The organism is Paraburkholderia sp. EG304, from assembly GCF_046543485.1.
GTDB classification, from domain to species: Bacteria; Pseudomonadota; Gammaproteobacteria; order Burkholderiales; family Burkholderiaceae; genus Paraburkholderia; species Paraburkholderia youngii.
On the sequence record NZ_JBKGUA010000001.1, the window covers coordinates 14,520 to 40,598 of the forward strand.

Below are 26,079 nucleotides of genomic sequence, written 5' to 3' on the forward strand. Positions count from 1 at the left end.
GAGGACCAATTTAGTAATGAAAGTCTCAAAGAGGCTGGCGGCATTGCCGCTTACAGCCCTGATAACGCTCGCGCACGCGCAGCAGACGCCGACGCCCACACCGGCGGATAAAGCAGCAGCGGCACGCGCCAACGCCGAGCAGAACCAGCAGGTCGAGCAGCAACGCAATGCACAGGAACGCGAAGCGACGGTTAATGCGCCTTCGGTGCGCTCGACGGTTGAGCGCGCCTCTGGCTGGCCAGACCTGCCGCCTGAAACGCCGTGCTTCCGCATTGACTCGTTCGTGCTTGACGTGCCAGCGACGCTACCTGACGCCGTGCGCTCGCAAGGCGCATCCGCGTTGCCGCTCGACCGCTTCGCGTTCGCCCGCGAATGGCTCGACCACTACAGGGCGCAATGCGTGGGCAAGGCAGGACTCGACATGCTCACGAAGGGACTGCAACAAGTCATCCTGAGCCGGGGCTACATCACCACGCGCGTGCTGCTGCCCGAGCAGGACCTCTCTACTGGCACGCTGAAGTTCGCACTGGTGCCGGGTGTCGTGCGTGCGATCCGCTTCGCCGAACCTGCCACGCGCGGCACGTGGAAAACCGCCTTCCCGGCCCGCGAGGGTGACCTGCTGAACCTGCGCGACCTCGAACAGGGACTCGAACAGATGAAGCGCGTCAGCAGTCAGGACGTGGACATGAAAATCGAGCCGACTGATGTACCCGGCGAAAGCGACATTGTCGTCACGGTAAAGCGCGCGAAGCCGTGGACAGTCGTCGCCTCGGTGGACAACTCGGGCACGCGGGCCACCGGCAAGCTGCAAGGCAACCTGAGCCTTGGCATCGACAATCCGCTCGGGCTGAACGACGTTTTCAACGTCGGCGTGAGTCAGGACCTCGAATTTGGTGACAAAGGTCTCGGTTCGCACGGCTGGAACGGCTTCTATTCCGTTCCGTGGGGCTATTGGACCGGCACGCTGTCAGCCTATACGAACACGTACTACCAGCAGATCGCGGGCGTCAACACGACTTTCGTGTCGAGCGGCAATTCGCAGACGGTCGATTTCAAACTGGCGCGTGTCCTCATGCGCAGCCAGAACAACGTACTCGGCGTGCAGTTCCGGCTGACGAAGCGCTTTGGCGAGAGCTTCATCGAAGATACCGATATTCCGCAGCAGCATCGCAACAACACCTTCATCGAGGCGGGGCTAACTGACCGTCATTACTTCGGCGCGTCGCAGTTCGACGGCAGTCTCGCGTACCGTCAGGGTGTGGGCGGACTTGGGGCGACAGCAGACTTTTACGAGAATGGTCCGACTTACCGCTTCCGCATGGCTGTGCTCGACGCGAACCTGTCGGTGCCGTTGCAGATCGCGAACCAGCCGCTACGCTACGTCACAACCGTTCACGGCCAGTTCACCAACAACACGCTCAACTATATCGATGACCTGACCATTGGCAGCCGCTACACAGTGCGCGGCTTCGACGGCGAAACGATGCTCGCGGCCGAGTGCGGTTTCTTCTGGCGCAATGAGCTTCAGTTATCGATCGGCTCGACCGGCCAGTCTGTGTATGCCGGTATCGACTACGGCCGCGTGTTCGGCCCCAACGCCGCGTTTCTCGCCGGTACCCAACTCGCGGGCGCGGTGATCGGTGCGCGCGGCAGCGCATCGGCAAAGCTCGGTGCGCTCGCCTATGACCTGTTTGCAGGTACGCCGATCTATAAACCGTCGGGCTTTCCAACTGCGCGCGTGACGCTCGGATTCCAGGTGACGGGGCAGTTCTGACAGACCGCCTGCGCCGTTTCCGCGCAGTCGCCGCAACGCGGGGCAACGCTAATAGACCGACAAGTCAGCAAGGAAAAGCCAAAGAAACCAGAACAACGAAAAAAGCCCCATCCCGCAGCGATATCACCCCTTCACCCGCTTCTCTTCAACATCCGGCAACAAAACAGTGAGCACCCCAATCAACGGCAAAAACGAACAAACCTTATAAACAAACCCAATACTGGTAGCGTCTGCCAATTGCCCCAGCACCGCGGCGCCAACGCCGCCCAACCCAAAGGCAAAACCAAAGAACAACCCCGCCACCATCCCCACCTTCCCAGGAATCAACTCCTGCGCATAAACAAGAATCGCCGAGAACGCAGAAGCGAGCACCACCCCGATCACAACAGTCAGCACCCCTGTCCAGAACAGATTCGCATACGGCAGCAGCAGCGTGAAAGGCGCGACGCCAAGAATCGACACCCAGATCACATACTTGCGCCCGATCCTGTCGCCAATCGGCCCGCCGATCACCGTCCCCGCCGCGACTGCCGCGAGGAACACGAACAGATGAATCTGCGCGGCCTGCACCGACAGATGGAACTTGTCGATCAGATAGAACGTGAAATAGCTGTTGAGGCTCGCGAGGTAGAAGTACTTGGAGAACACCAGCAACACCAGCACGCTCATCGCGAGGATGATCTTGTTACGCGGCAGCGCCGCATGCGCCGCCTGGCCGCGCGCTTTCCTGACCGACGGATGCCGCTTGTACCAGCGGCCGATCTGCGTGAGCACGACGATCGCGACGAGCGCCGCCGCCGAGAACCACGCGATGCTGCGCTGGCCATGCGGAATCACGATCAGCGCGGCCAGCAGCGGCCCGAGCGACGAACCCGCATTACCGCCAACCTGGAACAGCGACTGCGCGAGACCGTGACGGCCGCCCGAGGCCATCCGCGCGACCCGCGACGACTCCGGATGAAACACCGACGACCCGCAGCCGACCAGCGCCGCGGCGACCAGCAGCACGCTGAAGTTCGGCGCAACCGACATCAGCAGCAGGCCGGCAAGCGTGAAGCCCATGCCGACCGGCAGCGAGTACGGCTTCGGATGCTTGTCGGTATAGCTGCCGACGAGCGGCTGCAGCAGCGACGCGGTGATCTGGTAGGTCAGCGTGATCAGACCGATCTGCCCGAACGACAACGAGAAGTTGTCCTTGAACATCGGGTAGATGGCGAGGATCAGCGACTGGATCATGTCGTTGAGCAGGTGCGAAAAGCTGATTGCACCGAGCACGGAATACACCGTGCGCTGCACTTTGGCGGCCGCCGGCGCGGCGGCGACCGGGGACGCGCTCGCCCCCGTGGCGGATGCGCCGGCGAGGGCGCTTTTGTCGAGGCTCGTTTCCATACGCGAGTAGAAGAAGATCAGGCAAATGGGAGAAAAAATCGGCGCTGGAACCGGTGCGGCAGCGCGCTTCGTAGGCGCGTTCCGCCAACTGCTGCGTCGTTTGGTCGCGGCAACCGGCGCTTTGACTATTCAGCCGAAGTTTAATGTGGCCGGAGCGAATTGTAAGGACAAGTTTTGTCGCGAATCGGACGCGGGGCCGGATGACTTCGCTTTCGGCTGGGAAAGGCGAATCGTCTGCTCCGCGTTGTCGACGCATTTTTGGCGGGTTTTTGTCTGCGGTATAAAGCGCTCGCGAATGCGCGGCTCACGAAGCGGCGCATCGGACATGGGACCGGGAACGGCCGGCGGCGCACGACCCGCCGTCGTCTGATCGCGCGACATTCAAGATCGCGCGGCAGGCTGCCGTAGACCCGAAGAGACAAGCGGGGACGCCGGAACCGATCTTTCCGGCGCGTCGACACGTGGGGTGGGGGACTATGGAAGCAGTGGCACAGAGCGCGGCGGCAACGAAGTTCAACGGCCTGTCGGTCAAGGCGACGCTGCGGATCGCGTTCGCGATCCTGCTCGCCGGCACGCTGCTGATCGGCGTGTTTTCGCTGCTGCAGATCGGCCGGCTGAACGCGTCCACGCAATCGATCTACGACCAGGGCCACGTCGCGAGCCGCGCCGCCGAGGAAGCGCGCGGCCACATGCTGCGCGCGAGCCGCGCGCAGAAGATGCTGCTGACCGCGACTACAGCGAAGGAGCGCGACGAACTCGGCGCCGACATCGAGCGCGGCCTCGCCGGTCTGAACGAGCAACTGCGCACGCTGCAGCAGTACGCCGATCCGTCCGACGCGAAGGCGGTCGCCGCGCAGAAGGCGTTCGCCGCGGCGATCGGGACCTGGAGCACCCATCTGCGCGACTTCGTCACGCTCGTGAAAGCGCAGCCGCTCGATCTGTCGCAGATGAACTGGCAGGTCGGCACGCAGGACGTGTCGCTGCTCGTCGAAACCGGCAAGCTCGAAAAGCTCGTCGACGAACTTGTCGCCCAGCGCGGCACCGCCGCGAAGGCGACGATCGACGCGTCCGGCTTCATCTACCAGTCGTCGTTCGTGATGATCGCGGTGATGACGCTCGCACTGATCGTGCTCGCGTTCGGCATCGCGGCGTGGGTCGTGCGGCGGCTCACCGCGCAGCTCGGCGGCGAGCCCGCGTACGCGAAGGAAATCGCGCGCCGCATCGCCGCGGGCGATCTGTCGAATCGCATCGCGCTCGGCGGCAAGGACCGTTCGAGCATGCTGTTCGCGCTGTCCGACATGCAAAGCGGACTCGCGACGACGGTCGCCGACATCGCATCGAGCGCCGATGCGATCGCGACCGCGTCCGGACAGATTTCGATGGGCAACCTGGACCTATCGCAACGCACCGAGCAGCAGGCGCTCGCGCTCGAGCGCACCGCGAGCAGCATGGAACAGCTGACGTCGACGGTGCGTCAGAACGCCGACAACGCGAAGCAGGCGAGCACGCTCGCGAACAACGCGTCGGAGATCGCCGAGCAGGGCGGCGCGGTCGTGAGCCGCGTGGTCGCGACGATGAACGACATCAACGACAGCGCGCGCAGCATCGGCGACATCATCGGCGTGATCGAGGGGATCGCGTTCCAGACCAACATCCTCGCGCTGAACGCGGCCGTCGAAGCGGCGCGCGCGGGCGAGGAGGGGCGCGGCTTTTCGGTGGTGGCGGCGGAAGTGCGCAATCTGGCGCAACGGAGCGCTGCGGCCGCGAAAGAGATCAAAGGCTTGATCCAGACGTCGGTCGAGCGCGTCGGCAATGGCTCGACGCTCGCCGCGGACGCCGGTCAGACGATGGACGAAGTCGTCAAGGCCGTGAAGCGCGTGACCGACATCATCGGCGAGATTTCGGCGGCGTCGTCCGAGCAGAGCGCCGGTATCGAGGCGATCAATCTCGCGGTCACGCAGATGGACGCGGGCACGCAGCAGAACGCCGCGCTGGTGGAGGAGGCCACCGCCGCGGCCCGCTCGCTCGACGATCAGGCGCGCGGGCTGAAGGCGATGGTGGGGCAGTTCCGGATTTAAAAAGCGGCGCGGTGTTGAGCCGGAACCTGCTACCGGCCGCACGACCACTGTGCAGGTCGTGCTCGCCGCCAGCATCACTTCGGCCGGCATCGAGTCGATCTTCACGCACACCGGCACGCGTTGCGCGAGGCACTTCGGCCTGATCGCTGACGCGCACGTGCGGCAGCCTGGCTTCCTCGAAATAGCCATACACCCAGAACGAGTGACTATCGACGATCGCGAGCTTCGCGGCGTCGGCGGTTGCATAGTCGCAGCCGAACATCGCGAGGTTCATCGAAAGCCGATTTTGGGCGGTCGCCCATGTACGGACTACCTGTCGCACGGTAATTATCTGACTGCTGTCAACTCCGGCAGCGACTTCAGATAGACCAACGACACACCTATGTCCCTGTCCGTATTTGAGATGCACTCCGTGGAGCTGTTCTGTCAGCGGCCACCGGGTGCCTGTTACGTCATCTGTGACGAGTGGCACTATAAAGCGTGCCTTGGCAAGGCCGCAGTCCGTCAGAGGGCCAGGGCGGAGACCCGGGAATTTCTCGAGATTGCCGCACTGAATCACAGGAAGTGGGAGGAGGACCGGAAGCTGGTCAGGCGTATCCAGAAGACTGGCTGGCTGTTTTTCCATAGCGCGCGGTACCGTAACCCCGACACCGATGGATGGTGGGTCATCGTTGCTCTTCTCGAAGAGGTTCGCCGGGGCAAACTGCTTGCCATTAGAGGTCCGCGTAATGGCCTGTTTCCGTCACGTTACCGCAGCGCGCCGCTGAGGAATCCCGTTGCGAGGACCGGCAGTCATCCGGACGGCGAACCCATTCAGTCCGTCGAGTATGATCCGGCCACCTGGCAAGCCCAGTTAGCCGCTGCGCGCGCAGCCAGGGTGACACCGCCACACATCGAGATACCGCAGGCACTGACCAAGGCGCAGCGGTGGCAGACGCGCAAGGCGCTGATTGCGGCGGGCAATGCGGCCATGTCCGGGCGCGTGCGGGCGGCGGCTGAACGGCTCGCACGCAACAATGTCGCGGCGGAGAAGGCCAGACTCTCCGATCATGTCTACGAGCCGTCCGGGCCGGTGCCCGAAGGGTGGGCGAACCGCAGCGGGGATACGGAATTTCTGGATCGGTATGGCTTGAAGCCAAAAGACCTGAAAATCAAGGGCTCGAACTTCAGGGCGCAGCTATACGAACCGGATTCGGCGATCTTCGGTATCGATATGAAGCCCGCCCTCGCGTTCAAGGGAACCGAAACGACGAGTCTGGCCGATTGGTCGAACAACTTCAGCCAAAGCGTGGATATGGAATCGCCTTACTATGAGCGAGCCGTAGATATTGGATGGAAGATGCGCCGCACACAGGCGCCAATTGATATTGCAGGGCACTCGCTGGGTGGCGGTCTGTGTTCGGCCGCATCTTTGGCCAGCGGCAAGAACTGTTGGAGCTTCAATGCAGCGGGCCTGCACCCGAAGACGGTCCGGCATTATGGCGGGCAGGTCACACCATCGAACATCAATGCGTACCATGTGAACGGCGACATTCTGACCGTCGCACAGACATGGACGCCCCTGCCCGATGCAGCCGGTACTCCGTATCTCCTTCCCGGCAGCGGCTCGCCCGTGTCGCGGCACTTCATCAAGCAGGCAATTGACGGCATCGAGCAGCAGAAGGCGGAGGACATCTCCGTACTTGAAACACTGTCATGACAGGGCTGAAAGCGATGAAAACACTCAGCCGAATCCTTATCGTGCCGGTGCTGTTACTGGCGCTACTCCCTGTGGTTCATGCAATGAAAAAATTTTCCGCCACTGATTTTTTTAGCGGCCCGCAACTCGAACTGGCGCAGGCCATCGAGCGCGGTGACATGGAGCAGGTCAGGCGACTGGCGCCGAAGACGGACCTGAATACGCCGGGGCGCAAGAACATGACGATGCTGTTTTTTGCGTTTCAGGAGGCGTTGCAGCGCGACCCGCATCGGCTTGCGTTAGCGTCGGAGGTGGTGAGGGCCGGGGCCGATCCTTTGCAGGAAGTGCCGGATTTTGGCGATCCGCTCGGCGTCATGCTCAACAGCTCGCACCCGGAATTCCTGCGTGCGATGCTGGACGGCGGTGTTGATCCAAATTTGATTGCAGAAGGCACCCCGATAATTTTTGATGTTGCAAAGGAGTCGACGTCTGGCTCGCTCAAGCTGCTGGTGGAGCGTGGCGCAGATGTGAACCGGCGTGATTCGTTGCGTAATTCAGTGCTGTATGAAGCGCTGGCAAATCGCGCGCTAGATCAGATTGACTACCTGCTGGACCATGGGGCAAACCCCAGCACGTACAACATTAACGGCGAGTCATTCCCACTAGGGATATGGGATGACATTAATGCCTCCGCGCCTGATTCACCGGCATACAGGAAGCTGGTCGAAATCCGGGATCGCATCATCAGGATGGGCGTGAAATGGCCTCCCGAGACTCCGGAACAGATAAAAGCACGTTGGGGAGCCAATCCTCCGCGCCGGCTCGATGACAGCAAGCTTCCGCTGCCTTGACGCCGCTTCACGCTGGCGAGAGGTTAGAAGTTCATAACCGCCTCGCACTCGACAAGGCGGATAGGGCTGAAGGCGACGATGCGGCAGTTCCGACTATAAAAAGCGGCGCGGTCATCAGCTCGCATTGACCGACGGGGAGTGAGACCCGGACCCCGTCCCCGGCCGCACGACCACCGTGCAGGTCGTGCCCGCCGCCAGCATCACATCGGCCGGCACCGAGTCGATCTTCACACGCACCGGCACGCGCTGCGCGAGGCGCACCCAGTTGAAGGTCGGATTCACGTCCGCGAGCAGCTCGTGGCTTTGCGGATTGTCGCGGTCGTAGATGCCGCGCGAGATGCTCTCCACATGGCCTTGCAGCGTGCCGCCGCTCATCAGCCGCACTTCGGCCTGATCGCCGATGCGCACGTGCGGCAGCTTGGTTTCCTCGAAATAGCCATACACCCAGAACGAGTGACTATCGACGATCGCGAGCTTCGCCGCGCCGGCGGTCGCATAGTCGCCGCGGAACACCGAGAGGTTCGTCACATAGCCATCGACCGGCGACACGACGCGCGTGCGCTCGAGGTTCAGCTTCGCGGCGTCGAGCGCGGCGAGCGCCTGCTGATAGGCGGCACCGGCGGCGGACGCGGTATGCGTCGCGTTTTCGCGGCTTTCCTTCGACACCACCTGCGAGTCCATGTCCGCACGCCGTTGCGCGTCGTCGCGCTTCATCTGCAATTCGGCCTTGCGCGCGGCAACCGCGGCCTGCGCCTGCTCGACCGCGATCTGGTAGTGCGACGGATCGATCTGCATCAGCAGGTCGCCCTTCTTCACGAACTGGTTGTCCTTGACCGGCAGATCGACGATCGCGCCCGACACGTCCGGCGCGACGTTGACGATCTCGGCGCGTACGCGGCCGTCGCGCGTCCACGGTTCGTCCATGTAATGGACCCACAGCACGCGGCCAATCAGGATCGCGACGATGAAAATGACGGCTGTCGCGATGAAGCCCACAAGATTTCGGATGGTCATGTTTCGACTCTGATCAACGATAAACGGCGAGGCCGAGAAGGCCGCACACGGACACGAGCAAACTCGCCCGGAACAGGGAGGGATGCCACACCACGCGATACAGGCCCGTATAGGCGATCACGCGATCGAGTAGCCAGGTCAGCGCGGCGCCCGCGATGAACAGCAGCAGAATGGCCGGCACATAGGCATCGAGCACGGCGATATCACGCGGCATGAGGAGCTCCTTCTTCTTCTGAGATGTGCGCGCGCGCGCCGATCGCCGACGCGAGCGGCGACTGCGGATCGAGCAGCGCGGTACGGATGAAATGGAGTTGACTGAGAATGCGCAGCAGTTGATGGCGTTCTTCGCGCGATGGCGTAAAGCCGGCCATCAGCTGCTGCACTTGAGCGATCGCATCGGCGGTCGCCGCGAGCGCGCGTTCGAAGTGCCGCTCCCGCGGCCGCTCGAACAGCGCCGCGAGCGCATCGCGCAGCGAGCGCAGTGCGACGCGCCACGGCGCCGCCTTGTGGTAGCGCGGCTCGCTGGGCAGCGTCGCGATTTCGCGGCGCAGGTCGATCACCGCGTTGCCGACCTCCAGCACCGAAAACAGCCAGCGCAGCGTGTCGCGCTTCGTTTCGGGCTCGTTCTGCGACAGCGAATTGATCTGGAACATCAGATCGCGCGCACCGCTCTCGAAGCGCGAGCGCACGCGCGCAAGACTCGCGCGGCCAGCCAGCACCACCTGGCGGCGCAGGTCGACGAGCAGGCGGTTGCGCAGCCACGGCGTGGACGGCGGCAGCAGCACCGCGAAAGCGATCGACGCCACCAGCATCGACAGCACCAGCGCGAGCGCGTCGTTCATGAACGAGCTCGGGTCGTAGCGAATCACGTTGTCGGGGCCGGCGAGGAAGCAGAAGAAGATGCAGTAGCCGACGCCGTAGCCCGCGAGCTTCGCACGCGTGGTCATGAACACGCCGAGCAGCAGGAACGGCGTGAGCGCGACACACAGCATCACGAAGCCGTCGATGTGCGGATACACGCCGAACACCGCGGTCATGCCCATCAGCGCCGCGAGCACCGTGCCGCCGGCCATCTGGAACGCGGTGCGCTTCGGGTCCGGCGACGACGACGCGAGCGCGCACACGGCCGCCGCGTCGAGTGTCAGCGTCGAGCCGCTCGGCCACGCGGTCGCGATCCAGAACGCACCGAGCACCAGCATCACGATGGCCGCGCGCAGGCCCGCGACGCCGGCTGCGATCGCGTTGGTTTTCGGCTCGTAGCGCTCGATCCAGCGTTCGCGCGCGTGCGTGTCGACCGCGAGCGACGCGTAGGTCGCCGCATACGCGTGCAGGTCGTCGATGAAGCGGTACAGCAGCTCGGCACCGGTGTCGAAATCGAGCAACGGCGCGTCGGGGTGGGTTTCGAGCTCGTCGCGGGTCGCGCGCACGCGTTTCGGCAACTCGCTCCTGTAGGTGTCGAGCTGCGCCGCGGCGTGCGCGGCGTCGGCCGCGCTCAGCACCGGCTCGCCCGACTTCGCGAGCAACGGCGCGATCTCCTTGAAGTACGGCTCGAGCGCGTCGATCGCGATCGCCGCGCCGTGCGTGCCGTTCTCGCGCAGACGGTTCATCAACTGATGCAGCGCGTGAAAGCGCGTCGACGCGGTCATGAACTCGCTGTTCAGACGCGCGAGGCGCCCGCCGCGCATCCGCGAATCGGGACCTTCGAACATGGCCATGCTGCGCGCGGCCTCGAAACCGACGATGTCGGCGACGAAGCGCGCATTGGTCGCTTCGATCTGCGCGCGGTCGTTGCGCCCGGCCAGCGACGCCGACACGTATTCGACGAAGGCCGAGAAGCGCGCGCGCACGGTGCTGCGCATCTGCTGGCCGGCGAACTGCGGAAACACGAGGCCGCTGACCGCGCCGGCGCAGATGATGCCGATCACGACTTCGGCGACCCGCGTGAGCGCACTGAGGAACGCGCCATCCGGATGCTGCCAGGTCGGGATGCCGATCAGCGCGGCCGTGTAGCCGGCCAGCACGAAACCGTACGAACGGAAGTTGCGATTGCGTGCGGCGCCGGCGGTGCAGATGCCGACCCAGATCGCGGTCGTGATCAGGAACAGCTCCGGCTGCTGCGCGAACAGGCCGATCAGCGCGAGCATCACGACCAGACCGACCAGCGTGCCGCAGATCCGGTAGAAGCTTTTCGCGAACACCGCGCCGCTTTGCGGCTGCATCACGATGAACACGGTGGTCATCGCGGTGCGCGGCTGCGGCAGATCGAGTTTCATCGCGATGCCGAGCGCGAGGAAACACGCGGCGAGCGCTTTGAACAGATACATCCACACGAGGCCGTCGGTGCGCGCCCAGTGGGCGGCGGCTTCGTAGAGCGCGGCGAACGACGCGGGGCGCGCGGTCGACGGGGAGGACGAGGAGGACATGGCTTTTGTTACTCGGACGCGGGCGCGTTCGGGGCGCGCGAGGCGGTGGTGGCGGTGGTGACTGCGTTTGTCGTGGCGTTGCCATTCGCATCCGCCTTTGCCTTCGCCGTGCCGCTATCCGCCGAGCCGCTCTTGCCTTCGTTGCTGCCCTTGCCATGCGCCGGCAAAGTTTCGCTATCCCGCGGACCGTTGGCCGGATCGTCGAGACCGCCGCCGAGCGCCGTCATTAGCGACGCATGCGCGCCGAGCCGCTCGGCCTGCACCTTGGCGACGCCTTCCTGCGCGCGCAGCAACTGGTTCTGCGCGACCAGCACGTTCAGATAGTCGGTCAAGCCGCGCCGGAAGCCCTCGCGCGACAGATCGTAGTTCCTGCGCGCGGCGGCGACCGAGCGGTCGGCGTCGTCGGCCTGGGTGGTCAGCGAACGGATGCGGATCACCTGATCGGAGATGTCCTTCAGCGCGGTGACGATCGACTGGTTGTAGCGCTCGACCGCCTCGTCGTAGCCCGCCGACGCGGCGCCGAGCTGAGAGCGCAGCCGGCCGCCGTCGAAGATCGGCAGCGTCAGCGCAGGGCCCACGCTCCAGCTATGCGACGGACTCTTCAGGAACTGGAACAGCGGCCCCATCGCCGCATAGCCACCGATCGACGCGAGCAGGTTGATGTCCGGATAGAACCCGGCCTTCGCGACGTCGATGCCGCGCGCCTGTGCGGCGACCGTCCAGCGCGCCGCGACCACGTCGGGGCGGTGGCCGATCAGATCCGCCGGCAGCGCGGCCGGCAGACCGGCGGGCGCGGCGAGCGACAAGGTCGGGCGCTGGATCGCGTCGCCGGCGCCCGGACCCTTGCCCGCGAGCGCGGCCAACTGATTGCGGCCGAGCGCGATCTTCTCCTCGATCGCGTCGATCTGGCGCTCGTACTCGGGCATCGGCGTTTCGGCCTGGCTCACTTCGAGCTGCGTGCCGATGCCGCCCTTCAGGCGCCGGTTCGCGAGGTCGACGATTTGCTGCTGTTGTTGCAGCGTGGCCTTCGCGATGTCGAGCAGCGCGTAGTTCAACGACATCTCGATATAGGTGCGCACGACGTTCGCCTGCAGTTCGAGCTGCGCGGCGCGCGCGTCGGCGGCGCTCGCGTGCGCGAGGTCGAGCGCGCGCTCGGCGGCGTTCTTGTCCTTGCCCCAGAAGTCGAGGTGATAGGAGAGGCCGAGCGTGCCGGTGTTGTTCCACGACTGCTCGCCGGCGAGCGGCCCCGGCCCGTAGAAAACGTTGTCGGGCCACTGCTCGCGCTGGATCGACAGGCTGCCGTTGACTTGCGGCGCGAGCGCCGCGCGCGCGACACCGGCCATCGACGCCGCCTCGCGCACGCGCGCCTGGGCGACCGCGAGACTCGGATTGCCGGCCTGTGCGTCCGCGATCCACTGGTTCAGCTGCGGATCGTTATAGGCGCGCCACCAGTCGGCGGCGGGCCACTGGGCATCGGCGTTGGCGGCACGAATCGCGTTGCCGGCGTCGAGCGATGAAGGATTGATCGTGCGCGTTTGCGGCGCCACGCCCCCGGTACTTGCGCATCCGGCGATTGTTAATAGGATCGTAAGAACCGAGGCTGCGGCGATCCCTTTGTGTACCGGAGACTGCACGATTTCCTCCAAATTTGACTATAGAACCTTGTGCGCAATTATATTTTTCGATCAATTGCGGAATAACCGGTAATGATGCAAGGCATTTTTACAAGACATGAGATAATGGCCATTGCTGATCGTGTAACAATCGCTGCCGATTTTTCGCAACTGTGTTGCATGGGATCGGAGCAGGGGCGAAAGCGCCCACTCCGGTCGACAGAGGATAGGTATGGACACGCTTCAAAACATGCGCGTATTCGTCCGCGTCGTCGAAGCGGGCAGCTTCACTGGCGCCGCACAGCATCTGAATACGACGACGGCCTACGCGTCGCGCGCGGTTTCCGATCTGGAAGCGCATCTGCGCACGCGGCTGTTGAACCGGACCACGCGCCGCATCGCGCTGACCGAGGCGGGCGAGCGCTATCTGCAGCGCTGTGAGCAGATCCTCGCGTACGTGGATCAGGCGGAGGCCGAGGCGAGCGACGCCCATGCGCGCCCATCCGGCAAGCTGAAGGTTCACGCGATGACGAGCTTCGGCCAGCACTACGTGGTGCCGGCCGTTAGCCGTTATCAGCAGCGCTACCCGGACGTGCATGTCGAGCTGACGCTCGCGCAGCGCATGCCGGATCTGCTCGACGAAGGCTTCGACGTGTCGCTGACGCTCGCCACCGGCCTGCCGGACTCGGGGCTCGTATCGCAGCGCATTGGCAGCGCGTTCAGCATTGCGTGCGCGTCGCCTGCGTATTTGGAGCGGCACGGCGTGCCGCAAACACCCGCGGATCTCGCGCAGCACAACTGCCTGCAGATGGTGACGCCGGTGTACCCGCCCGACAAATGGACCTTCGACGGCCCGAACGGCGAGGAACTCGTGTCGCTCGGCTCGGCGACGTTCCAGGTGAACGTGGCCGAGGCGATGGTCGTGGCTGTCGCCCAGGGCATGGGTATCGCGCTGATTCCGATCTACTCGGCGATCAGCGGTTTGCGCAGCGGCGAGCTGGTGTGGCTGCTGCCCGAGTACACGTCGCAGCAGATGAACCTGTATGCGCTGTATCCGTCGCGGCAGTATCTCGATGCGAAGATCCGCACGTGGGTCGAATTCCTGCGCGACGAGTTGCCCTCGACGCTGGCGGCGGATCAGGAAGAATTGCGGCAGTTCGCGCGAACCTGACCGACCGGTTCGTCAAGCGTTGACGTTCGAGGGGCGCGCGGCGTGACAGCGTGTTACACACGCGCCGCGCCGCAACATTTCTTTACTTCTGCCGCGCAGTCGATTTGTTAACGTGTCGTTCACGCGTCGCCGCTCTGGCCGTACGCGCTGGATTCGCCGCCGTTCGGCACCTCGCAACCACTGAAGGACGACACATCCATGGATACGCACCTGATGATCGGCTTGGCCGTCATGTTCGGATTGATCGGCGTCGCCGCGTCGCGTGATCTGTTGCGACGCATACGTGTACAGCAGCCGCGCCTCGTGCCGGTCGAGGTCGAGTCACAGGATGCGCCGCGGCGAGAGCGGTGAGCGGGCCCGCTAGAACCAGCTAGATCTCGACGACCTTGTCCCAGGCAAACAGCGGATTTTCCCACTCGCGCTTGCGCCGGTCGAAATAGCCGCGCGGATTGCACACGACACGCGTGCCGTCCAGCACATAGTCGAACGACGTATGCGTGTGGCCGTGAATCCATAACGCGACGGGCGCGCGCACGAGCTCCGGCAGGTGATTGACGAAGCCCGCCGACGCGCGGTCCTCGGCAAAGCGCTCGGCGAGACTCAGCCGATGCGGCGCATGGTGCGTGACCACGATCGTTTGGCCGGCGAACGGTTTGGTCAGCTCGCTTTCGAGCCACGCGCGCGCATGCTGGTGCAGCGCGAGCGAGTCGGCGGGCGTGAAGTCGCGCGCGGCGTCGCGCGGGTCGTGCGGCCAGTTCATCTGGATCAGCCCGCGATAGTCGAGCATGACGCGGCGCGCCGCGACGATCGATTCCTCGATTGCTTCGGGCGTCGCGCCGTACAGCGCGAAGTCGGTCCACAACGTCGTGCCGAGCACGCGCCAGCGCCCCTGGCTATCGACGAGCGTGGCGTTGTTCAGCACGTGCACGTTATCGACCTGCGCGGCCGCGTCGAGCGTCGCGCTCTCCAGCGCGCCGAACTCACCGTCGTAGTACTCGTGATTGCCGGGCACGTAGACGACCGGCACCGTGTCGTCGAACGCCTGTGCGGCCCAGCGCGGGCCGGCCCCATGGTTGTGAATGTCGCCCGCCAGCACGACCAGATCCGCCTGCGCATGCGGGATCAGTTCAGGCTCGTCGTTTTCCAGATGCAGATCGGACAGCACGCGAATCTTCACGGACGCGACTCCTGCGAAACGCCGCCGCGCCGGATCGCGGAGGCTTCAAACATTAGCGTAGCACCTTGCCCGGATTCATCAGGTTCAGCGGATCGAGCGCGTGCTTGATCGCGCGCATTATCCGCACCTCGACGTCCTGCTTGTAGTGCGCGGCCTCGTCGATCTTCAGTTGGCCGAGTCCGTGTTCCGCACTGATGCTGCCGCGGTGCGCATTCACGCTGTCGTAGACGATCCGGTTGATCGGGCTCTGGTACTGCCGCAGAAACGCTTTCGCGTCGACGCCCTCGGGCGCCTGCACGTTGTAGTGCAGATTGCCGTCGCCGAGATGGCCGAACGTGACCATGCGCGCGCCCGGCGCGGCTTGCGCGATCGCGGCATCGGTCGCTTCGATGAAGTGGCCGATGCGTGAGATGGGCACCGCGATGTCGTGCTTGATGTTCAGCCCTTCCTCGGCCTGCGCGAGCGGAATGTGCTCGCGCAGATTCCAGAACGCGCGCGACTGCGCGAGGTTTTCCGCGACCACGGCGTCTTCGACGAGACCCTGTTCGAGCGCGGTTTCCATCAGCCCCTCGAACAGCGTGCGCGCGTGCTCTTCGCTTTCGCTGTCCGACAGTTCGAGCAGCACGACTTGCGCATGCGGCTCGGCGAACGGATAACGCATCTGTTCGAAATGCCGGCCGACGAGGCGCAGGCAGAAATCCGACATCAGCTCGAAGCCGGTCAGCAGCGGCCCGGCGACGCGTTGCGTGAGCGCGAGAAAATCGAGCGCCGCATGCGGCGACGCGAGCGCGGCGAGCGCCGTGACGCGCGCCGCCGGCTGCGGATGCAGCTTCATCACTGCCGCGGTAATCAGGCCGAGCGTGCCTTCCGCGCCGATGAACAGGTCGCGCAGATCGTAGCCGGTGTTGTCCTTGCGCAGCCCGCGCAGGCCGTCCCACAGTTCGCCTTGCGGCCGTCACCACTTCGAGGCCGAGGCATAGCTCGCGCGTGGTGCCATAGCGGAGCACGCCGGTGCCGCCCGCGTTGGTCGACAGATTGCCGCCGATCGTGCAGCTGCCTTCGGCGGCGAGGCTCAGCGCAAACAGACGCCCGGCCGCTTCGGCGTGCTTCTGCACGTCGGCGAGGATCACGCCGGCTTCGACGGTGATTGTGTTGTTGTGCGGATCGATGTCGCGCACGCGATTCAATCGGCGCAGGCTGATGACCGCTTGCGCGCCGCTAGCGTCAGGAGTCGCGCCGCCCGCGAGGCCTGTGTTCCCGCCCTGGGGCACCAGCGCGACGCGATGTTCGACCGCGAGTGTGACGAGCGCGGCGGCTTCCGCGGACGTGGCCGGGCACAGCACAGCGCAGGCCGCGCCGGTGTAGCGGCGGCGCCAGTCGGTCAGAAAGGGAGCGGTGTCGTGCGGATCGGTCAGGACGTGAGCCGCGCCGATGGCGTCGCGGCAGGCGGCGAGAAAAGCGGTGTGGTTCATGTGGATCGGTTGACGGTTTTGAAGCTTGGACGTCAGGCGGGCGGGGTTGGTTCGCGGGTGGTTTGCTTTACAGCCTGCTTTGCGGCTTGTTTCGCGGCGCGTTTCGCCGCGCGCTTGAACGGCCCCACATACGCGAGCGCGCAGGTGAAGAAGATCACGGCGAGCGCTGCTTGCAGCCAGCCGAGCCGCGCGCCCAGGCCTTGATCGCTCCAGCCGCGCACGACGCCTTCGGCGAAATACAGCAGGACCAGCATCGACGCCCATTGCATCGTATAGAGCCGACGCCGCCACACGCCCGGCAACGCGGAGAGCAGCGGCAACGCCTTCAGCACGAGCAGGGAGCCGCCAGGCCGCAACGGCGCGAGCCACCATTCCCATGCGACCGCCAGCACGATCATCGCGACCAGTGTGAAAGCGGCGACGAGCGCGGCGGCGGCTTTGGGCTGCACGGGTACGACGGTTGCGGCTGCCGACGTGCTTGCGAATTCCGCGCCGCTGGCGTCCCGACGGGCGTCGTCGCGGTCGGTTGGTTGCGGGTGCGGGTCGTTCACGGCTTTGCGCTCACGGCCTTTCTGACATCGACGCCGCCGTGCGCGCAACCCGCGCACCCAGCGCAATGGCGAGCGTCCGTTCGTCGGCGGAGATGCCATGGCCGGTCGTGCCCACGCGCGCGAAATGCGACGCGCCGTACGGCGTACCGCCGGTTTGCGTGGTGGACAGCACGCTCTCCGTGTACGGAATGCCGACGATCAGCATGCCGTGATGGAGCAGCGGCAGCATCATCGACAGCAGCGTGGATTCCTGGCCGCCGTGCAGGCTGCCGGTCGACGTGAACACGCAGGCCGGCTTGCCCGCCAGCGCGCCCGATAGCCACTGCGGCGTGGTGCCGTCGAGAAAGTATTTGAGCGCGGCCGCCATGTTGCCGAAGCGGGTCGGCGAGCCGAGTGCGAGGCCCGCGCATTCTTCGAGGTCACGCAGCTCGACGTACGGTGGTCCTTCGGCGGGGATGTCCGGCTCGCTCGCCTCGCAGACCGTGGAAACCGCCGGTACGGTGCGCACGCGCGCCTGCATGCCGGGGACGCTGTCGACGCCGTGCGCGATCGCCAGCGCGAGCTCGCGCGTGGCGCCGTGACGGCTGTAATAAAGCACGAGAATGTCTTTCATAGGCCTCATCATTGAACGGGTATTATAGGGGTTCGGTCCGTTGCACAGGCCATTCATAGCCGTTCGGCCAGCAGGTCCGGCCGAACGCCGCACGGGGTACCCGCAGTCCCGTTCCGACGGTTCAGCAAGCAAGGAGGCAGGTTTGTTGGTTAGGGTGCGTTTCGATCTCGACACGCTCAAACGGCTCGCGGCATTCGCCGCGCAACGCATCGGCGAGGACCGGATTCCGCAGGTCGCGGGCAGCCTGACGTTCACCACGATGCTCGCACTCGTGCCGCTCGCCACCGTCGCGTTTGCGCTGTTCACCGCGTTTCCGATCTTCAGCTCGTTCCAGGCGTCGTTGCAGTTTTTTCTTGCCGATCACCTGATGCCCGCGCAACTGAACGATCAGATCTTCAAGTATCTGAACCAGTTCGCGTCGAAGGCCAAAGGGCTGACCACGATCGGCATGATCATCCTGTTCGTCACCGCGGTGATGACGATGATGACCGTCGAGTCCGCGTTCAACGTGATCTGGCGCGTGCGCAAGGCGCGGCCCGTCGCGCAGCGCATTCTCGTGTACTGGGCGATCATCACGCTCGGTCCGATCCTGATCGGCGTGAGCCTGTCCATCTCGTCGTATCTGTTCACGCAATCGATGTCGTTCAGCGCCGCGCAGCGCATCACACCGCTGATCGAATGGGCGCTCGCGAGCGCCACGCTGCCGTTCACGATGCTCGCGTTCACGATCCTTTACGTTTATTTGCCGAACTGCCGTGTCGAATGGCGCGACGCGGTGGTCGGCGGCGTGATCGCCGCGGTCGCGTTCGAGCTCGCCAAGCGCGGCTTCGGCTACTACGTGCGCCGTATTCCGACCTATACGGCCGTGTACGGCGCGTTCGCCGCGGTGCCGCTGTTCCTCGTGTGGATGTATCTGTGCTGGTTCATCACGCTGACCGGCGCGATGATCGCATCGGCGTTGCCGGCGATCCGCATCGGTCAGTTTCACCGCCCGGTGTTCTATGGCAGCAATCTGTTCGATTCGCTCGAATTGCTCGCGCGGCTGTGCGAAGCGCGTGAGGGCGGCAGACGCGGCTACACGATGCCCGAGCTTGCACGCATGCTTCGCCGCGACAAGGATACGACGCTGATTCTGTTGCAGCGTCTCGAGGAGATCGAATGGATCGCGCGGCTGGAGGAGGACCATACCGGCCCGCACTACGTGCTGCTCGCTAACCCGGCGCAGGTGACCGTGCAGCGGCTGTACGACCTGTTCGTGATCGACCGCGCGGAGCTCACGTATCAGCTCGAACTCGACTCCACGCGGGTTGACGGCGGCATGCTGCTCGCCGCGCTCGACAACGACCAGCTGAAGGTGACGCTCGCCGCGCTGCTCGCTTCGCGCGCGGCGGCAAGGGCGGCGCGACCCGGAGACGAACGTGCGGCGGCTTCGATGCCGCACCAGGCGGCATGACAGGTCGGCTCGACTTCGAGCCGACCTGGTAAAACTACAACGATATCTTCCCCACGCAGATGTCCTTGAACATCACCCAGTCGCCCATCAGGCTGTAAAGCGGATGACGGAAGGTGGCCGGCTTGTTCTTTTCGAAGAAGAAATGGCCGACCCACGCGAAGCCATAGCCGCACACCACCGCCGCCGGCAGCCATACCCAGCTGCCGGTGGCGAGCGCCATCGCGAGAAAGCCAATTACACCGAGCGAGCCGACGAAATGCAGCCGCCGCGACGCGATGTTGCGATGCTCGCTCAGGTAGTAAGGGTAAAACTCCGCGAAGCTCGCGAAGTGATCGGTATGTGCTGTATGAGCCATAACGGCCTCCGGAGGCTGAAAGAGACGCTTCAAATCATTCTCCGGCGATCGCCTGCCTAACGCAACCTGGCCATTTGGCCAATGGCGCGTCAGGTTCGGCGTGGATATCGTCGTGATTCAGCGCGCTTCGTGCGGCGCACGCGTAGCGAAGCTGTACAGCGCATCGAGCGTCGCGTCGGGTTGCTCGGTCATCAAAGCGTGGCCCGCATCGAGCATGACGGTGTCGACCGGCGTGCCCGCCTGCGCGAGCGCATCGGCGAGCGCTTTCGCCGCGCGCGGTGGCGTCATCGCATCGCGCCGGCCGACGATCAGGCGCGTCGCGCAACGCACCTGCGCCGCGCGGGCGAGGCCGTCCGCATAGGTATGGCAAGCGGTGAAATCGGTGTGGAACAGATGCGGTTCGCCGCTCGCGGACACGCGCTCCATCAGCCGCTGGTTCATACCGTGCAGCCAGAAGCCGGGGCCGGGGCACGAGGGCTTCGCCGCGAGCGTCGAATGCGACCACTGATTGACCATGTCGATCGCTTCGGGCTCCCGATTGAGCGCGGCGTCGAGCAGCGCGTCGGAAACTGTCATCGGCAGCGCGCTCGCGAGCAGCGCAAGATGCGTGGCGCGCTGCGGATAGCGGCCGGCGAAGTCGAGCGCGATCAGCGAGCCCATGCTGTGACCGGCGGCGAACGCACGCGCGACGCCCACGGCATCGAGCAGCGCGGCGAGCCAGTCGGCCAGCGCGGCGATGCTGGCGAGCGCGGGGCCGGCGCTGCGCCGGTGGCCCGGCAGGTCGAGCGCGAGCACGCCGAAGCCGTGATGCGCGAAATAGCGGCTTTGCAGCGCCCACACGCTGTGATCGTGCTCGGCGCCGTGGATGAACACGGCGCTCGGCAGGCTCGCGTCGAAGGGTTTGCCGCCGGTGTAGGCGTAGGCCGGTTTGCCTTGGACGGTGACGATCATGCGGACTCCGGTCGGGCGGGGGCGTTCGTGGCGGCGGGCGCCGCAGCGGCGGTTTTTTGCGCGGCCTTCAGCGCGCGCTTGAGATCGTCGATCAGGTCATCCGGATCTTCGAGCCCGATCGACAGACGGATCGTGCCTTCGGTGATGCCGGCCGCGGCGAGCGCCGTGGCATCCATGCGGAAGTGCGTCGTCGATGCCGGGTGGATCACCAGCGAGCGCGCGTCGCCGACGTTCGCGAGGTGCGAAAACAGCGTCAGCGCTTCGATGAAGGCGCGGCCGGCCGCGCGGTCGCCGCGCAGGTTGAAGCTGAACACCGCGCCGGCGCCGCGCGGTAGCAGCCGCTTCGCGAGCGCGTGGTCGGGATGCGTCGGCAGCTCGGGATAGGCAACCGATTCGACCGCCGCATGACCGGCGAGAAACTCGACCACGCGGCGTGTGTTCGCGACGTGCCGCTCCATGCGCAACGGCAGAGTCTCGATGCCTTGCAGCAATTGCCACGCGGCCTGCGGATGCAGGCACGCGCCGAAGTCGCGCAAGCCTTCGCGCCGCGCGCGCAGCAGGAACGGCGCGACCGTGTTTTCCTCGGCGAACACCATGCCGTGGAAGCCGTCGTACGGCTCGGTGAATTCGGGAAAGAGGCCGGAAGCCTCGAAGTCGAACGTGCCGCCGTCGACCAGCACGCCGCCGATCGTCGTGCCGTGGCCGCCGAGAAACTTGGTCGCCGAGTGGTAGACGAAGTCGGCGCCGTGTTCGAACGGGCGCAGCAGGTAGGGCGTCGTGAAGGTCGAGTCGACCAGCAACGGCACGCGGTGCGCGTGCGCGATCTGCGCGAGCGCGGCGATGTCGAGCACCTCGAGGCCCGGATTGCCGAGCGTTTCGCCGAACAGCAGGCGCGTGTTGGGGCGCAGCGCGGCGCGCCACGCGTCGAGGTCGCCGGGCTTCACGAAGGTCGTCTCGATACCGAAGCGCCGCAGCGTGTAATGCAGCAGATTGTGCGAGCCGCCGTACAGCGCGCTCGACGCGACGATGTGCGAGCCGGCGCCCATCAGCGTCGCGATCGCCAGATGCAGCGCGGCCTTGCCGCTCGCGGTGCCGATCGCGCCGGCGCCGTTTTCGAGCGCGGCGACGCGCTCTTCGAACACGGCGACGGTCGGATTCGAGATGCGCGAGTAGACGTGGCCGGCGCGCTCCATGTTGAACAGCGCGGCGGCGTGGTCCGAGTCGCGGAACGAAAACGACGTGGTCTGGTAGATAGGCGTCGCGCGCGCGCCGGTGGCGGGGTCGGGGGCAGCGCCGGCGTGCAGCGCAAGCGTATCGAAACGGTTGGCGGACATCGTGTGCGGCGGGCCGGGAGGGGCCACGCGAATGATCAGGGTGGGCCGGCCATCCTATCATTGGCGCGCGCCGCTTCAAGCGCGGTTTTCCCGCGGGTGGAGCACGGGTTTGTGCGGCTCGTGCCGGGAGCGGGGCATGCTCGCTATCTGGAAGTCAGCTGAATTGGAGCCCTCGAAAGCCCGCCGAGCCTTGGCTGGCGGGCCGCTTTCCTTTTATGGGCCTTTCCGATAGGATCGAAACAACCATTTAATGCACTGCAAGATTGGCGGTACCAGGAGATAGATGATGCGAGTCAGCGACATTCTTAAAGTCAAGGGCAACACCCTTTTTACGGTCACGCCGGATACCACGCTGCATGACGCCGTCATCACCATGGCCGAGCACGACATCGGCTCGCTCGTCGTGATGGAGTACGGCGACCTCGTCGGCATGCTGACGTTTCGCGAAATCATTCTGACCTTGAGGGAGAACGGCGGCAGCGTCGGTACGTCGACGATCCGCAAGGTGATGGACGACCATCCGCTCACCTGCACGCCCGAAACCGACGTCAACGAAGTGCGCCGCATGATGCTCGAGCATCACGTGCGTTATCTGCCGGTCATGGAAAGCCGCACGCTGATGGGCGTCATCTCGTTTTACGACGTCGCCAAGGCGGTGGTCGAGGAGCAGGGGTTCGAGAACCGCATGCTGAAGGCCTATATCCGCGACTGGCCGGAAGAGCAGGAAGGACAGGACCAGCAACCGGCGCGTTGATGCGCGTGGCTCGAACGTCGCGCTCCGGCTGTCGCCGCGAGCGCGAATCCGCCGACAGGGCGCGCGCGCAAGCGGGCGCTTTTTTTGTGTCCGGGCCGTTTGTCCGCCGCTCCGCGCGCTTCATTGCCATTTTCCGCGCCGTTGTTCTGAATTCATGAACGATCGTCCGTTGCCTGCCGCCCGGCGCGCCGCTCGCGCGCATGAAGCGCACGAATCCCAGTTCCGCCTGCTTCGCCAGCGTCGTTTCGCGCCGTTCTTCTGGACGCAGTTTCTCGGCGCGATGAACGACAACGTGTTCAAGATCGGCTTCACGTCGCTCGTCACGTATCAGGCGGCGCGGTTTTCGGGCGTCGACCCAAAAACCGCGGCGTTCCTGATCTCGGCGATTTTCATTTTGCCGTTCGTGCTGTTTTCGGCCACTTCCGGCCAGATCGCGGACAAGTACGACAAGGCGTTGCTCACGCGTCTCGTCAAGACTTTCGAGATCGCGGTGATGCTGGTCGGCGGCGCGGGCTTCTGGCTGCATAGCGCACCGTTGCTGTATCTCTGCACGTTCCTGATGGGCGTGCATTCGACCGTATTCGGGCCGGTCAAGTATTCGTATCTGCCGCAGCATCTGTCGAAGGCGGAGTTGGTCGGCGGCAACGGCATGATCGAGATGGGCACCTTCGTCGCGATCCTGGTCGGCACGATCGTCGGAGGCGCGGGCGCGGGGTTCGCCGAGCATGGCGCGGTGGTGCTCGCTGGCGCGTGTATCGCGATCGCGCTGATCGGGCGCGCGGTCTCCGGCTTCGTGCCGGCTACGCCGGCGCCGCAACCCGGGTTGCGCATCAACTGGAACCCAGTCAGCGAAACGTGGCGCAATCTGAAACTGGCGCACGAGAACCGCACGGTGTTTCTGAGCCTGCTCGGCATTTCGTGGCTGTGGTTCGTCGGCGCGACGTTCCTCGCGTCGTTTTTCAATTTTGCGAAGGACGTGCTGTCCGCCGATCCGGACGTCGTGACCGTGCTGCTCGCCACGTTCTCAATCGGCATCGGCATCGGCTCGCTGCTGTGCGAACGGCTGTCGAAGCGGCGGATCGAAGTCGGCCTCGTGCCGCTCGGCTCGATCGGCATGAGCGTGTTCGCGATCGATCTTTTTTTCGCGAGCCACGCGCTGCCGCCGGCGGGGCATCTGCTCAGCGTCGGCGAATTTCTCGCGCGGCTCGCGCATTGGCGCGTGCTCGCCGATCTGTTCCTGCTCGCGATGTTCGGCGGCTTCTACAGCGTGCCGCTCTATGCGCTGATTCAGAGCCGTAGTCAGCCGAGTCATCGCGCGCGCATCATCGCCGCGAACAATATCCTCAACTCGCTGTTCATGATCGTGTCGGCGCTGATGGCGATGGGCCTGACCGCCGCGGGCTTCAGCATTCCGGCAATTTTTCTCGTCACCGCGCTGCTGAACGTGGTCGTCGCGGGCTACATCTATTCGCTCGTGCCCGAGTTCCTGCTGCGCTTCGTTGCGTGGCTGCTCGTGCATACGTTTTACCGGATCCGGCTCGTGCACGCGGAGCGCATTCCGGAGCACGGCGCGGCGGTGCTCGTGTGCAACCACGTCAGTTTCGTCGATGCGATCGTCATCATGGCCGAAAGCCCGCGGCCGATCCGCTTCGTGATGGACCATCAGATCTTCCGCTCACCGTTCATCGGCTGGCTGTTCCGGCATGCGAAGGCGATCCCGATCGCGCCCGCGCATCAGGACGCGGCGCTGCTCACGCGTGCCTACGATCTGTGCGCGCAGGCGCTCGCGGACGGCGAGCTCGTGTGCATCTTTCCCGAAGGCAAGCTGACGCGCACCGGCGAACTGAATCCGTTTCGCCACGGCGTCGCCGAGATCGTCAGGCGCACGCCGGCGCCGGTTATTCCGATGGCGCTGCGCGGTCTGTGGGGCAGCGTGTTTTCGCGCGCGGTCGACGCCCACTGGCCGCGTCCGCTCAGAAAGGGCGTGATGACCCGGCTGAGCCTCGCGGTCGGCGAGCCGATCGACCCGGCGCTCGCGACGCCGGAAACACTGCAGCAGATCGTGACCGAGCTGCGCGGCGCGCGCAAATAGCCTTGGGCCGGTGCGCGGATGCTGAGGTCGCTAGTTTGCCCAGTATCACCCGCATTCGGCAGCGCTGTCGCCCAGCCCCGTCTTAGAGGCGAGCGGGCTGGCATAATAGCGTTCTCCCCGAATTTCTTTGGACGACGCTCATGTCCGGCAACACGCTCGGTACGCTTTTCACTGTCACGACCTTCGGCGAATCGCACGGCCCCGCTATCGGCTGCGTGATCGACGGCTGCCCGCCGGGCATGGCGCTCAACGAAGCCGATATCCAGTTCGAACTCGATCGCCGCAAGCCGGGCACGTCGCGCCACGTGACGCAGCGCCAGGAAGAGGACAAGGTCGAGATCCTGTCGGGCGTGTTCGAAGGTCAAACCACCGGCGCGCCGATCGCGCTGCTGATTCGCAATACCGACCAGCGCAGCAAGGACTACGGCAACATCGCCGAGACGTTCCGCCCCGGCCACGCCGATTACACCTACTGGCAGAAGTACGGCATTCGCGATTACCGCGGCGGCGGCCGCTCGTCGGCACGGCTGACGGCGCCGACGGTCGCGGCGGGTGCGGTCGCGAAGAAATGGCTGCGCGAGAAGTTCGGCACCGAGATTCGCGGCTATATGGCCGCGCTCGGCGAGATCGACGTGCCGTTCGTCGATTGGGCCCAGGTGCGCGAAAACCCGTTCTTCGTGCCGAATGCCGAGATCGTTCCGCAGCTCGAGGCGTATATGGACGCGCTGCGCAAGGACGGTGACTCGATCGGCGCGCGCATCAACGTGGTTGCCTCCGGTGTACCGGTCGGCCTCGGCGAGCCGCTGTTCGACCGCCTCGACGCCGACATCGCGCACGCGATGATGGGCATCAACGCGGTGAAAGGCGTCGAGATCGGCGCGGGCTTTGCGAGCGTCGCGCAACGCGGCTCGGTGCATGGCGACGAGTTGACGCCGGAGGGCTTCGTCGGCAATCACGCGGGCGGGGTGCTCGGCGGCATTTCGACGGGGCAGGACATCACGGTGTCGATCGCGATCAAGCCGACCTCGAGCATTCGCACGCCGCGCCGTTCGATCGACAAGGCGGGGCAGCCGGTGGTCGTCGAAACCTTCGGGCGGCACGACCCGTGCGTCGGCATTCGCGCGACGCCGATCGCCGAGTCGATGCTTGCGCTCGTGCTGATCGACCACGCGCTGCGCCATCGCGCGCAATGCGGCGATGTGGCCGTGAGCACGCCAAAGATCGCGGCGAGCGCGCCATAACGCCGACGCGGCCCGAGATTGGCGGCGAACGAGCCGCCATGAAAAAGAATAGGGAAGGGGACCAACGAAACGCGCAACAATGCGCGCAGACGAAA

At 65.1% G+C, this 26,079-nt stretch carries 22 protein-coding genes and 2 pseudogenes; 11 read left to right on the forward strand and 13 right to left on the reverse strand.

Translation table 11 applies throughout. From position 1 onward, the window contains the following. Positions 1 to 16: 16 nt before the first annotated feature. On the forward strand, positions 17 to 1,774 hold the full coding sequence (locus tag ACLFKU_RS00030; protein ID WP_368587184.1) for a ShlB/FhaC/HecB family hemolysin secretion/activation protein: 1,758 nt from the start codon (positions 17 to 19) through the stop codon (positions 1,772 to 1,774). A gap of 123 nt (positions 1,775 to 1,897) precedes the next feature. Here the strand turns inward: ACLFKU_RS00030 and ACLFKU_RS00035 are convergent, their stop codons facing one another. Continuing rightward, a complete protein-coding gene (locus tag ACLFKU_RS00035; protein WP_368587183.1) occupies positions 1,898 to 3,163 on the reverse strand; it encodes an MFS transporter in 1,266 nt (421 codons plus the stop codon). A gap of 25 nt (positions 3,164 to 3,188) precedes the next feature. On the opposite strand from ACLFKU_RS00035, the gene ACLFKU_RS00040 reads away from it, so the two are divergent. Next, the gene (locus ACLFKU_RS00040; protein WP_410847782.1) at positions 3,189 to 3,533 is read left to right on the forward strand and encodes a hypothetical protein; all 345 of its coding nucleotides are present in this window, start codon (positions 3,189 to 3,191) and stop codon (positions 3,531 to 3,533) included. 106 nt (positions 3,534 to 3,639) lie between these two features. After that, positions 3,640 to 5,241 carry a methyl-accepting chemotaxis protein gene (locus tag ACLFKU_RS00045; RefSeq protein WP_410847783.1) on the forward strand — a complete coding sequence of 534 codons (1,602 nt, stop codon included), beginning with the start codon at positions 3,640 to 3,642 and terminating at the stop codon, positions 5,239 to 5,241. Between the two features lie 30 nt (positions 5,242 to 5,271). Here the strand turns inward: ACLFKU_RS00045 and ACLFKU_RS00050 are convergent. Beyond that, positions 5,272 to 5,512: pseudogene (locus ACLFKU_RS00050) on the reverse strand (efflux transporter periplasmic adaptor subunit); the annotation flags it as partial. Between the two features lie 111 nt (positions 5,513 to 5,623). Between ACLFKU_RS00050 and ACLFKU_RS00055 the strand changes: the two are divergent. Further along, on the forward strand, positions 5,624 to 6,940 hold the full coding sequence (locus ACLFKU_RS00055; RefSeq protein ID WP_410847784.1) for a hypothetical protein: 1,317 nt from the start codon (positions 5,624 to 5,626) through the stop codon (positions 6,938 to 6,940). Further along, positions 6,937 to 7,770: an ankyrin repeat domain-containing protein gene (locus ACLFKU_RS00060; protein WP_410847785.1), complete on the forward strand. Its 834-nt coding sequence runs from the start codon at positions 6,937 to 6,939 to the stop codon at positions 7,768 to 7,770. The genes ACLFKU_RS00055 and ACLFKU_RS00060 overlap by 4 nt, the downstream gene beginning before the upstream one ends. A 114-nt stretch (positions 7,771 to 7,884) precedes the next feature. On the opposite strand, the gene ACLFKU_RS00065 is transcribed toward ACLFKU_RS00060, so the two are convergent. Genes ACLFKU_RS00065 through ACLFKU_RS00080 form a run of 4 tightly spaced genes read right to left on the reverse strand, consistent with a single transcriptional unit; the run spans position 7,885 to position 12,841 of the window. Beyond that, a complete protein-coding gene (locus tag ACLFKU_RS00065) occupies positions 7,885 to 8,784 on the reverse strand; it encodes an efflux RND transporter periplasmic adaptor subunit (protein ID WP_368587179.1) in 900 nt (299 codons plus the stop codon). 13 nt (positions 8,785 to 8,797) lie between these two features. Further along, a complete protein-coding gene (locus ACLFKU_RS00070) occupies positions 8,798 to 8,998 on the reverse strand; it encodes a DUF1656 domain-containing protein (RefSeq protein WP_013089944.1) in 201 nt (66 codons plus the stop codon). Beyond that, positions 8,988 to 11,207 carry an FUSC family protein gene (locus ACLFKU_RS00075; protein ID WP_410847786.1) on the reverse strand — a complete coding sequence of 740 codons (2,220 nt, stop codon included), beginning with the start codon at positions 11,205 to 11,207 and terminating at the stop codon, positions 8,988 to 8,990. Before ACLFKU_RS00075 ends, ACLFKU_RS00070 begins: the two co-directional genes overlap by 11 nt. An 8-nt stretch (positions 11,208 to 11,215) precedes the next feature. Further along, positions 11,216 to 12,841: an efflux transporter outer membrane subunit gene (locus tag ACLFKU_RS00080; protein WP_410847787.1), complete on the reverse strand. Its 1,626-nt coding sequence runs from the start codon at positions 12,839 to 12,841 to the stop codon at positions 11,216 to 11,218. A gap of 211 nt (positions 12,842 to 13,052) precedes the next feature. Between ACLFKU_RS00080 and ACLFKU_RS00085 the strand changes: the two genes are divergently transcribed. Next, positions 13,053 to 13,991 (forward strand): LysR family transcriptional regulator, encoded by a 939-nt coding sequence (locus ACLFKU_RS00085; RefSeq protein WP_368586538.1) that lies wholly within the window; start codon positions 13,053 to 13,055, stop codon positions 13,989 to 13,991. A gap of 198 nt (positions 13,992 to 14,189) precedes the next feature. Continuing rightward, positions 14,190 to 14,342, forward strand: coding sequence for a hypothetical protein (locus tag ACLFKU_RS00090; protein ID WP_368586537.1), 153 nt, complete (start codon positions 14,190 to 14,192; stop codon positions 14,340 to 14,342). Positions 14,343 to 14,361: 19 nt separating this feature from the next. Here ACLFKU_RS00090 and ACLFKU_RS00095 read toward each other — a convergent pair whose 3' ends face one another. The 4 genes and pseudogenes from ACLFKU_RS00095 to wrbA all read right to left on the reverse strand — a co-directional run bounded on the left by ACLFKU_RS00095 (position 14,362) and on the right by wrbA (position 17,804). After that, on the reverse strand, positions 14,362 to 15,168 hold the full coding sequence (locus ACLFKU_RS00095; protein ID WP_410847788.1) for a metallophosphoesterase: 807 nt from the start codon (positions 15,166 to 15,168) through the stop codon (positions 14,362 to 14,364). Between the two features lie 52 nt (positions 15,169 to 15,220). Next, positions 15,221 to 16,640 (reverse strand): annotated as a pseudogene (locus tag ACLFKU_RS00100) (FAD-binding oxidoreductase). A gap of 32 nt (positions 16,641 to 16,672) precedes the next feature. Then, the gene (locus ACLFKU_RS00105; RefSeq protein ID WP_410847789.1) at positions 16,673 to 17,191 is read right to left on the reverse strand and encodes a DUF2069 domain-containing protein; all 519 of its coding nucleotides are present in this window, start codon (positions 17,189 to 17,191) and stop codon (positions 16,673 to 16,675) included. A gap of 10 nt (positions 17,192 to 17,201) precedes the next feature. Beyond that, positions 17,202 to 17,804: an NAD(P)H:quinone oxidoreductase gene (gene wrbA, locus ACLFKU_RS00110; protein WP_368586533.1), complete on the reverse strand. Its 603-nt coding sequence runs from the start codon at positions 17,802 to 17,804 to the stop codon at positions 17,202 to 17,204. Between the two features lie 142 nt (positions 17,805 to 17,946). On the opposite strand from wrbA, the gene ACLFKU_RS00115 reads away from it, so the two are divergent. After that, a complete protein-coding gene (locus ACLFKU_RS00115) occupies positions 17,947 to 19,257 on the forward strand; it encodes a YihY family inner membrane protein (RefSeq protein ID WP_410847790.1) in 1,311 nt (436 codons plus the stop codon). 34 nt (positions 19,258 to 19,291) lie between these two features. Here the strand turns inward: ACLFKU_RS00115 and ACLFKU_RS00120 are convergent, their stop codons facing one another. The 3 genes from ACLFKU_RS00120 to ACLFKU_RS00130 all read right to left on the reverse strand — a co-directional run bounded on the left by ACLFKU_RS00120 (position 19,292) and on the right by ACLFKU_RS00130 (position 21,897). Then, on the reverse strand, positions 19,292 to 19,612 hold the full coding sequence (locus ACLFKU_RS00120; protein WP_368586531.1) for an Mpo1-like protein: 321 nt from the start codon (positions 19,610 to 19,612) through the stop codon (positions 19,292 to 19,294). A gap of 117 nt (positions 19,613 to 19,729) precedes the next feature. Next, positions 19,730 to 20,563 carry an alpha/beta fold hydrolase gene (locus ACLFKU_RS00125; RefSeq protein WP_410847791.1) on the reverse strand — a complete coding sequence of 278 codons (834 nt, stop codon included), beginning with the start codon at positions 20,561 to 20,563 and terminating at the stop codon, positions 19,730 to 19,732. After that, positions 20,560 to 21,897 (reverse strand): O-acetylhomoserine aminocarboxypropyltransferase, encoded by a 1,338-nt coding sequence (locus ACLFKU_RS00130; protein WP_410847792.1) that lies wholly within the window; start codon positions 21,895 to 21,897, stop codon positions 20,560 to 20,562. The genes ACLFKU_RS00125 and ACLFKU_RS00130 overlap by 4 nt, the downstream gene beginning before the upstream one ends. A gap of 286 nt (positions 21,898 to 22,183) precedes the next feature. Between ACLFKU_RS00130 and ACLFKU_RS00135 the strand changes: the two genes are divergently transcribed. The 3 genes from ACLFKU_RS00135 (at position 22,184) to aroC (ending at position 25,984) form a co-directional block, all read left to right on the forward strand. Continuing rightward, a complete protein-coding gene (locus ACLFKU_RS00135; RefSeq protein ID WP_176108073.1) occupies positions 22,184 to 22,651 on the forward strand; it encodes a CBS domain-containing protein in 468 nt (155 codons plus the stop codon). A gap of 154 nt (positions 22,652 to 22,805) precedes the next feature. Next, positions 22,806 to 24,743, forward strand: coding sequence for an MFS transporter (locus tag ACLFKU_RS00140; protein WP_410847793.1), 1,938 nt, complete (start codon positions 22,806 to 22,808; stop codon positions 24,741 to 24,743). Between the two features lie 140 nt (positions 24,744 to 24,883). Further along, positions 24,884 to 25,984 (forward strand): chorismate synthase, encoded by a 1,101-nt coding sequence (aroC, locus tag ACLFKU_RS00145; protein WP_008924141.1) that lies wholly within the window; start codon positions 24,884 to 24,886, stop codon positions 25,982 to 25,984. Positions 25,985 to 26,079: the final 95 nt, after the last annotated feature.

What these genes read in the sequence shown, in the direction of transcription:
- ACLFKU_RS00125 (WP_410847791.1), bottom strand. Translation starts at nt 20,563, where the DNA reads ATGATCGTCACCGTCCAAGGCAAACCGGCCTACGCCTACACCGGCGGC.
- ACLFKU_RS00120 (WP_368586531.1), bottom strand. Translation starts at nt 19,612, where the DNA reads ATGGCTCATACAGCACATACCGATCACTTCGCGAGCTTCGCGGAGTTT.
- ACLFKU_RS00035 (WP_368587183.1), bottom strand. Translation starts at nt 3,163, where the DNA reads ATGGAAACGAGCCTCGACAAAAGCGCCCTCGCCGGCGCATCCGCCACG.
- ACLFKU_RS00085 (WP_368586538.1), top strand. Translation starts at nt 13,053, where the DNA reads ATGGACACGCTTCAAAACATGCGCGTATTCGTCCGCGTCGTCGAAGCG.
- ACLFKU_RS00130 (WP_410847792.1), bottom strand. Translation starts at nt 21,897, where the DNA reads ATGTCCGCCAACCGTTTCGATACGCTTGCGCTGCACGCCGGCGCTGCC.
- wrbA (WP_368586533.1), bottom strand. Translation starts at nt 17,804, where the DNA reads ATGAAAGACATTCTCGTGCTTTATTACAGCCGTCACGGCGCCACGCGC.
- ACLFKU_RS00065 (WP_368587179.1), bottom strand. Translation starts at nt 8,784, where the DNA reads ATGACCATCCGAAATCTTGTGGGCTTCATCGCGACAGCCGTCATTTTC.
- ACLFKU_RS00030 (WP_368587184.1), top strand. Translation starts at nt 17, where the DNA reads ATGAAAGTCTCAAAGAGGCTGGCGGCATTGCCGCTTACAGCCCTGATA.
- ACLFKU_RS00075 (WP_410847786.1), bottom strand. Translation starts at nt 11,207, where the DNA reads ATGTCCTCCTCGTCCTCCCCGTCGACCGCGCGCCCCGCGTCGTTCGCC.
- aroC (WP_008924141.1), top strand. Translation starts at nt 24,884, where the DNA reads ATGTCCGGCAACACGCTCGGTACGCTTTTCACTGTCACGACCTTCGGC.
- ACLFKU_RS00070 (WP_013089944.1), bottom strand. Translation starts at nt 8,998, where the DNA reads ATGCCGCGTGATATCGCCGTGCTCGATGCCTATGTGCCGGCCATTCTG.
- ACLFKU_RS00055 (WP_410847784.1), top strand. Translation starts at nt 5,624, where the DNA reads ATGTCCCTGTCCGTATTTGAGATGCACTCCGTGGAGCTGTTCTGTCAG.
- ACLFKU_RS00040 (WP_410847782.1), top strand. Translation starts at nt 3,189, where the DNA reads ATGGGAGAAAAAATCGGCGCTGGAACCGGTGCGGCAGCGCGCTTCGTA.
- ACLFKU_RS00140 (WP_410847793.1), top strand. Translation starts at nt 22,806, where the DNA reads ATGAACGATCGTCCGTTGCCTGCCGCCCGGCGCGCCGCTCGCGCGCAT.
- ACLFKU_RS00090 (WP_368586537.1), top strand. Translation starts at nt 14,190, where the DNA reads ATGGATACGCACCTGATGATCGGCTTGGCCGTCATGTTCGGATTGATC.
- ACLFKU_RS00135 (WP_176108073.1), top strand. Translation starts at nt 22,184, where the DNA reads ATGCGAGTCAGCGACATTCTTAAAGTCAAGGGCAACACCCTTTTTACG.
- ACLFKU_RS00060 (WP_410847785.1), top strand. Translation starts at nt 6,937, where the DNA reads ATGACAGGGCTGAAAGCGATGAAAACACTCAGCCGAATCCTTATCGTG.
- ACLFKU_RS00045 (WP_410847783.1), top strand. Translation starts at nt 3,640, where the DNA reads ATGGAAGCAGTGGCACAGAGCGCGGCGGCAACGAAGTTCAACGGCCTG.